The organism is Senegalia massiliensis (genome assembly GCF_900626135.1).
Taxonomy (GTDB): Bacteria; Bacillota; Clostridia; order Tissierellales; family SIT17; genus Anaeromonas; species Anaeromonas massiliensis.
This window is the reverse complement of sequence record NZ_LR130786.1, coordinates 852,188-855,194: the sequence shown is the minus strand read 5'-3', so window position 1 is coordinate 855,194 and position 3,007 is coordinate 852,188. Positions and strand designations below refer to the sequence as shown.

The 3,007-nt window shown below is 28.2% G+C and carries 4 protein-coding genes; all 4 read right to left on the bottom strand.

Going from position 1 to position 3,007, the window contains the following annotated elements; translation table 11 throughout:
* On the bottom strand, positions 1–341 hold a 341-nt coding region (gene dhaM, locus E0D94_RS14300; RefSeq protein ID WP_130808262.1), incomplete at its 3' end, for a dihydroxyacetone kinase phosphoryl donor subunit DhaM.
* A gap of 29 nt (positions 342–370) precedes the next feature.
* Positions 371–1,009, bottom strand: coding sequence for a dihydroxyacetone kinase subunit DhaL (dhaL, locus tag E0D94_RS14295; RefSeq protein ID WP_207289813.1), 639 nt, complete (start codon positions 1,007–1,009; stop codon positions 371–373).
* Between the two features lie 20 nt (positions 1,010–1,029).
* Positions 1,030–2,028, bottom strand: a complete 999-nt coding sequence (dhaK, locus tag E0D94_RS14290) for a dihydroxyacetone kinase subunit DhaK (protein ID WP_130808204.1) — start codon at positions 2,026–2,028, stop codon at positions 1,030–1,032.
* A gap of 491 nt (positions 2,029–2,519) precedes the next feature.
* Positions 2,520–2,957 carry a DUF2871 domain-containing protein gene (locus E0D94_RS14285; RefSeq protein WP_130808203.1) on the bottom strand — a complete coding sequence of 146 codons (438 nt, stop codon included), beginning with the start codon at positions 2,955–2,957 and terminating at the stop codon, positions 2,520–2,522.
* Positions 2,958–3,007 lie beyond the last annotated feature (50 nt).

Here is a 3,007-nt window from a genome sequence, read left to right as displayed (position 1 = left end):
AAATCACCGCCAATAGATACTTGTACAACGGCACCTATAGCACCTTCAACGAGAGGAGCATCAGCAATAAAAACTCTTTGTCTAAGTTCATTATCTAACATTTCAAAAGCTATTTCTGTACTCATGACAGAACTTCCTATATCAGCTAGAACTACCACACCATCACCCGAATCTGCTTTAATTATAGCATTTTTAATCTTTATAACATCAGTTCCAATTCTATTATCATCTGTTCCTGCAGCTGGTATTATATTTATACTTGATTGTGCCATTTGACTAATTAGCTCTATAACACCATCTGCTATTTTCTGACTATGAGATACTATTACAATACCTATCATTTTATCACCTAACTTTAAAATATTTAAATTTATTTATTTATGTTATTTAAAGTATTTGATATAGATTTTAATATCAAATAGCTAGAAGTAGCTCCAGGGTCTTGATGACCAATACTTCTATCCCCTAGATAGCTAGCTCTTCCTTTTGTAGCTTTTATTGTCTTTGTATATTCTACTCCTTCGTATGCTGCTTTTTGAGCTTGTAAAATAGCTATTTCAATACTATCTCCTTTATTTATTGAGTCTTTATAAATTTGATATGCTGGGGTAAGAGCATCTAACATTGTTTTATCTCCTTGTTTAGCTTTACCTCTTGATATAATTCCTTTAATTGCTTCATCAAACATTTTTATAGAATCTTCTTCACTAATCTCATATTTATCTTTTACAACTACTGATGCTTTTAAAAAAGCAGTTCCATAAAGAGGACCTGAAGCTCCACCTACTTTTGAAATAAGTGTCATAGCAATATTTTTAAGTATAGTTCCACAATCTTTATTTTGTAGAGATTCTAATTTTTGTTTTACTTCGTTAAAGCCTTTGTTCATATTAAATCCATGATCAGAATCCCCTATAACTGAGTCTAGATGAGTTAAATATTCTTTATTTTCTTTTATAGTAATAGCTATATTATTTAATATTTTTATAAGTAAAGTATTTGATATCATAATTATTCTCCTCTGTATAATCAAATATTTTTAAAGGCAGGTGTATCAGCATTTGAATCAAGTAATTGTTTTAATTCATCGTCAAGTTTTAATATAGTGATAGAAGCTCCTGCCATTTCTAATGAAGTCATAAAATTACCAACTATTGTGTTATATATATTAATATTTTTATCATTTAATAATTTATGAAGGTGTCTATTCATTATATAAAGTTCCATAAGAGGAGTTGCACCTAAGCCATTTACTAATATTGTTACTTCATCATCTTCTTCTATTTTAATATCTTCTAGTATTTTATCTAATAATTCTTTAGTAATTTCATCAGCTTCTTTAATCTTTTCTCTATGAGTTCCAGGCTCCCCATGAATACCTAACCCTACTTCCATTTCATCTTCTTCTAATATAAAACTTGGCTTTCCTGCAGCAGGGACAATACAAGAAGATAATGACATACCCATAGATCTAATATTTTTAATGACTTTTTGAGCAATTCTTTGAACATCTTCTAAGCTCATACCTTTTTCAGCAGCAGCTCCTGCTATTTTATGAACTAAAATGGTTCCAGCTATTCCACGTCTACCTGATGTATATGTGCTGTCTTCAACAGCAACATCATCATTAACTACCACATGTTTTACTTTAATATCTTCAAGTTCAGCCATTTCTTCAGCCATTTCAAAGTTCATTATATCTCCTGTATAATTTTTGACTATTAATAGAACACCTTTTCCTCCATCTACTGCTTTAATAGCTTCAAAAACCTGGTCTGGGGTTGGTGAAGTAAATACTTCTCCTGATACTGCTGCATTTAACATTCCTTTTCCTACGAATCCAGCATGTGAAGGTTCATGCCCACTACCTCCTCCACTAACTAAAGCTACTTTACCTTTTATTGGTGATGTTTTTCTAACTAAAACATCTGTACCTTCAATTCTTCTTACATACTTAGGGTGAGCCTTTAATATTCCTTCTAGCATTTCATTTACAACATTTTCTGGATTATTAATAATTTTTTTCACATTAAGACCCCTTTCTTTTTGGTGTATTAACACACTTAATTAAATAGTTAATATTAATTTTTATGTTAAGTTATTTGTATAGCTACTTTTCCTTTTAAAAATATATGCTTGTACTTGTTGAATTATTCAACTTTGATAAGTGATAGAAATAGTGTTAAAAAAGATAATACTCCTTATATGGCAGTATCAGGAGCATTAAATGATATATGAACAAGTCTAGAGTTTTTTCATGAAGTAATTATAGAAATAAATAAAAGGATAGATTTAGCATATAAACTTATAGTTAATGAGATAATAGTAATGAGTCAAAGAGAAAAGAAAATGATAAATTTATTTAATTAGTAATTTTTTAACTTTTACATATTATGATTATATAATAAGTTATAAAAATTAAATAAGAAAAATAGAAAAGGATAGATCAAAAACTTTGCTCTATCCTAGTAATATTAATGGTTGTATAGTTTTTCTCTACCCTATGAGCTAAAATGCAATTATATTTTTTGTGTTTGATTATTCAATTTTTTAGATGCTTTATTTAAAATTAAAAGCATTGTTATAAGTCCAATTGATAGAGAAATATGTCCAAGCCCAGCTATTCCACTTAAAGCTTTATCTAGACCTCTACTAATGTTTGATTCTAACACTTCTGTAATACCCCTTACTAAAAATATTCCTATAGTTGTCATAAGTCCAGCATTATAAAAAATATTAAAAACCTTAAAACTTTTAAAAGTACTTATATGAAATTTATCTTCAAATAACGAAAGAATTAGAAAAAATATCATACCTAAAATCAATGTATGAACATGTATAAAAGCTAAAGATGTTTCTCCATCTACTCCATTAAATTTAGTGAATTCTCTATAAAAGACACCTGTTGCAAGTCCAAGTATAGCATAATAAATTGCAGTTTTTATATAACGATTCATTTATTTATACCTCCATATTTAATATATTTTTTATATTACTTTATTTTTAG